General features: G+C 65.5%; 5 protein-coding genes and 2 tRNA genes. 1 reads left to right on the top strand and 6 read right to left on the bottom strand.

The features are described 5' to 3' along the window. Nucleotides 1-8 precede the first annotated feature (8 nt). A tRNA-Pro gene (locus tag VE172_RS01055) sits at nt 9-82 on the bottom strand. A 209-nt stretch (nt 83-291) separates the two neighbouring features. On the opposite strand from VE172_RS01055, the gene VE172_RS01060 reads away from it, so the two are divergent. After that, complete coding sequence (locus VE172_RS01060) at nt 292-1311, top strand: ParB/Srx family N-terminal domain-containing protein (RefSeq protein WP_414715047.1); 1020 nt, start codon at nt 292-294, stop codon at nt 1309-1311. A 62-nt stretch (nt 1312-1373) separates the two neighbouring features. Here the strand turns inward: VE172_RS01060 and VE172_RS01065 are convergent, their stop codons facing one another. The 5 genes from VE172_RS01065 to VE172_RS01085 all read right to left on the bottom strand — a co-directional run. Further along, on the bottom strand, nt 1374-1934 hold the full coding sequence (locus tag VE172_RS01065) for a hypothetical protein (RefSeq protein WP_324795907.1): 561 nt from the start codon (nt 1932-1934) through the stop codon (nt 1374-1376). Between the two features lie 173 nt (nt 1935-2107). After that, nucleotides 2108-2995 carry a DUF2268 domain-containing putative Zn-dependent protease gene (locus VE172_RS01070; protein WP_324795910.1) on the bottom strand — a complete coding sequence of 296 codons (888 nt, stop codon included), beginning with the start codon at nt 2993-2995 and terminating at the stop codon, nt 2108-2110. A gap of 34 nt (nt 2996-3029) precedes the next feature. Continuing rightward, nucleotides 3030-3446 (bottom strand): nitroreductase/quinone reductase family protein, encoded by a 417-nt coding sequence (locus VE172_RS01075; RefSeq protein ID WP_324795913.1) that lies wholly within the window; start codon nt 3444-3446, stop codon nt 3030-3032. Nucleotides 3447-3569: 123 nt separating this feature from the next. Further along, a tRNA-Gly gene (locus VE172_RS01080) sits at nt 3570-3643 on the bottom strand. A gap of 50 nt (nt 3644-3693) precedes the next feature. Continuing rightward, a partial coding sequence (locus VE172_RS01085; protein WP_324795916.1) for a hypothetical protein occupies nt 3694-4115 on the bottom strand: 422 nt, incomplete at its 5' end.

The following is a 4115-nucleotide window of genomic DNA, read 5'->3' on the forward strand; positions in this document are numbered from 1 at the left end:
TATCTCTGTCGGGACGACAGGATTTGAACCTGCGACCCCTCGCTCCCAAAGCGAGTGCGCTACCAAACTGCGCCACGTCCCGATGTGGACAGACCGCGCCGCGCGCGGCCTGTGACGCTCAGCAGCCTAGCGCACCTGGTCGTGTGGGCGCGAGTCGGTATCTGGTGGGGTGGGCGGGACTTTTTACCCAGGATTTGTAGGTTTCGTTACCTGGACTTCACCATGGTCCGCCAACGTGGGGCGGCAATTGCTTTGACGCACAGGTGACGAGGAGCCGAGTCCATGCTTGAAATGCGCGCGCGTCGCGGTCGGATCTGGAAGACACTCGCGGCGGCGGCGCTGGGTGCTGCCACGCTCGGGGTTTCGGGGGTGGCGCTCGCCTCGGCCCCCGGCTCGGCCGCGTGCGCGGATCAGCATGGGCGGGCGACGCCGGCGGCGTATCGGTGTGCCGCCAGCGGGGACCTGTTGGATGTGACGTTGGGGGATGTGCGGGCCACGCAGCCGTCGCTGGGGTATGACGAGGTGTACTACAACCTGGGGCGGTACGCGTTCGGGAAGGACGAGGTCAACAAGAAGTTCGACGATTGGTGCGAGACCAATGGTCAGGGCGGGGCGAAGTCCGTGGGGGACGGGGCGCGACTGGACGATCCGTCGTCGTTCGAGTGCGAGATTCCCGTGGGGCAGGAGACCGACGACAGCGAGGCGGACATGAAGTCCGTCGTGATCGGGCCGAACGGGGTTCCGTATCTTGTGGACGGACACCACACGCTGACGTCGTTCTATGAGCTGGCGGACGGGGGCGCGAAGCTTCACCTGCGGCTCAAGGTGTTGGACAACCTGTCGCAGCTGTCGCCCGACGCGTTCTGGGACAAGATGAAGCAAAACAAGTGGGTGTGGCTGAAGGACGTCGACGGGAACGCCATCACGCCCGACCAGCTGCCCGACGGCGTGGGCCTGTCCAAGTTCGTCAACGACAAGTACCGCGGGCTGCTCTACTTCGGACGGGACATCGGGTATGAGTCCGAGTCGGTGCCGTTCCAGGAGTTCTACTGGGGAACGTGGCTGCGGGACGACAATCCCGTCGACTGGAACGCCGACGACCTGGACAGCTACCTGGATGCCGTGAAGAGCTTCACCAAGGCCCAGACCGACCTGCCGTCGGACACCGTGATCGGGGACGGGCAGACCGCGAAGGACCTTGGGGCGCTCAAGTCCTGGGACGGCGACGAGTTCGACAAGCTGTCCAAGACGTACGACGACGACAAGCCCGGGAAGCTGGCCTACGCGTTGAAGTACAAGGCGTCGCTGTAAACGAGTGAGCTGAGGGAATGGCCCACGCTGTCGAGGCGTGGGCCATTCGCCGTGGCGAGGATCTACGCCATGGCCACGAACGCCGTCTTGTCCCCGAGCAGGGACGAGATCTTCCAGACCCCGCCCTTCACCGCGTCCTTGGGCATCTGAACGCACTCGTCACCCTCGCCCTTGGCCTTCGGGTACATGTTGCCGATGTCCTGAAGGGACTTCTCGGGAAGACAGCCGTCGCCCGAGGAATCATCAAAGGTGTTTCCCTTGGAGGAGACAAACTCCAGGACAACATCCATGCCAGGGTCGTCGGACTTCTTTCCCGTGTAGGTAACACTGACACGAACCTGGATGGCGACCGATCCCGCCTTGATCTCGTTGAATCCATCGGACTCCAGGTCCTTGGTGGCATCCGTGTCCGTCTTCGCCAGCGACACGTCCCAGTTCTCGAGATGGACGACATCGCTTGGAGCATAAGGCTTGTCGCGACTGCCTTCCTGATCCCCCCCGTTCCCGTCGTGGTTCTTGCTCGTACCATCGCCCTGGGACGCATCGGCGATGTCGCCACTTCCGCAGCCCGACATCGCGAATACGCCGCCAGCGATGATCAACGCGAGCAAAGCACGTTTCATTGTGGAACTTCCTTTCGGGGATGCCATGGCATTACGCGAATGCCTGGCGATGTGAACGGGCATCTCCCTCATTGCACAGTACGTGCGCAACTCGATGCTCACCTAGGGAAGTAGGACCGAATAGTCTGGACGGTTGTGTGAATACAGTGGCTTGATGGTTTCGGCGCTCGCGGTCAGGTGCCGGTGGCGATTCCCGCGTTGGAGAGGACCTCGGACGCGGGGAGGGCGACGCTGGCGGCGGGGGTGAGGCCGGTGGCCGAGGTGTGGGCGTCGACGATGCGCAGACCGACCGCGTAGCCGGCGAAGTTGGGCAGGCCCGCGGGTTTCAGACCCAGGTACCTGGCCGTGTCGTCGCCGTGGACGTAGGGCGGGAAGTTCTCCATGCCGGTGGTGTCGATGGCCGCGACGAGGGTGGCGTAGGCCGCGTCGAGGCCGTCGCCGGTGAGTGTGGTTGCCCAGGGGCCCATGGCCTCGGGGCCGGCGAGTTCGCGGACGAACGCCTCGGCCAGGCCCTCGGCGACCACCTGCTCCCCCAGGGTGACGGTCATCGGGTTCCAGGTGACGTTGGAGTAGCGGATGTTGTGGTGGAGCTCGTGGGCCGCGGCGTAGCCGATCTTGGCGAGGCTGGTTTCGTTGGGCCAGATGAACAGTTGGATCGCGCCCGGGAAGCCGCCAAAGCCGAGGTAGCCCGAGTTGGTGACCGTGAAGAGGTGGTCGTCGGGATCGCCGAGGGCGAGGACGACGTGGACCGTGTCGGCGGAGCGGGCGGCGGGGGCCGCGGCCAGGAGGTGGTCGCGGGCCGCGTTGAGGGTGGTTTCGATGTCGCCCAGGGTGTCGCGGTCGCGCAGTTGGCGGATGGCGTCGAGGTAACGGGAGTCGTCGCCGTCGATGCGGAAACCGCCCGCCGTCTGGTGGTTTTGGGCGAGGTCGACGGGGGCTACTTTGGACACTACCTTCTGGACGGGAGCGTAGAGACGCCGCAGCGCCTCGAGGCGCTCGTCCTGCGGGAGGCGAAGGAGCTCGTCCATGGCGGTGACGGTGTCGTGCACGACTATCTTCATGGATCGGACCGTATAGCCTCCCGTTGCGGGAGGGTCAAGACGCGCGGGCGAGGGCTATGACGGGAATCTCGCGCCCCGACTTCTCCTGAAAGCCCGCGAAGTACGGGGTGTGCTTGAGTTGCTCGGTCCACAGGCGCCGGCGGGTTTCGCCGTCCAGGACGGTGACGGCGGCGTCGAAGGATTCGGTGCCGACCTCGACGTGGGCTACGGGGTGGGTGAGAAGGTTGTGGAACCAGGCGGGGTGTTGGGGACGGCCGCCGTTGGCGGCGAACACCACGAGGCGGTCGGCGTCGCGCAGGTAGGTCATGGGCATGGTGCGGGCCAGGCCGGTGCGGGCGCCTGTCGAGGTGAGCAGCAGCAGCGGGACGCCGTCGAAGTCGCCGCCGACCACCCCCGCCGAGGAACGGAACTCGTCGATCACCTGTTGGTTGCGTCGCAGCCGTTCGGACATGGAAGTCGCTCCTGTGTGGATGTGCCGCCGCGAGTCGAGGGCGTCGCCACCAGTCTGGCACGGCCAGAAGGCCGATTATCCACATGAGAAACCCCAGGTGCCGTCTCACCTGGGGTTTCTTCGTGGAGCGGACGACGGGAATCGAACCCGCGTAATCAGTTTGGAAGACTGAGGCTCTACCATTGAGCTACGTCCGCGCAGCGCTCTATAGGTTAGCGGGCGCCCGACGGGGGCGGCAAGCGGGTTGTTAAAAGACGTGTGAGATCCATGTCATGAAGTCCGCGATGAACGGGACCTGGCCCAGCCACCAGATTCCCGCGTAGACCATCAGCGCCCCGGCCGCCAAATGGGACAGTCGGGCGCTGCGGCGGGTGCGGTTCATCATGCGCACGATGATCAGCGTGCCGATGACGCGGGCCAGGGCGAAGACGCCGACCGCGACCAGCAGGACCATCAGGTACATGAAGAGCAGGTAGACGAAGCCGGAGCTCATGTGGCTCAGCGCCCAGACGCCCCAGCCGACGAAGCCGAAGAGGGCGCCGACGACGAACAGCTCGATGCCCACCGTGATGGCGCCGAAGCGGCCGTTGGGGCCGGTCCAGGTGCGGGGTGGCTCGGGGGGTTGGGGTTCGGACGGGGGCGGCGGGGGTTCGGCGGCCGCGGCGGGTC

It is taken from the genome of Stackebrandtia sp. (genome assembly GCF_035643755.1).
In the GTDB taxonomy this organism is placed as follows: Bacteria; Actinomycetota; Actinomycetes; order Mycobacteriales; family Micromonosporaceae; genus Stackebrandtia.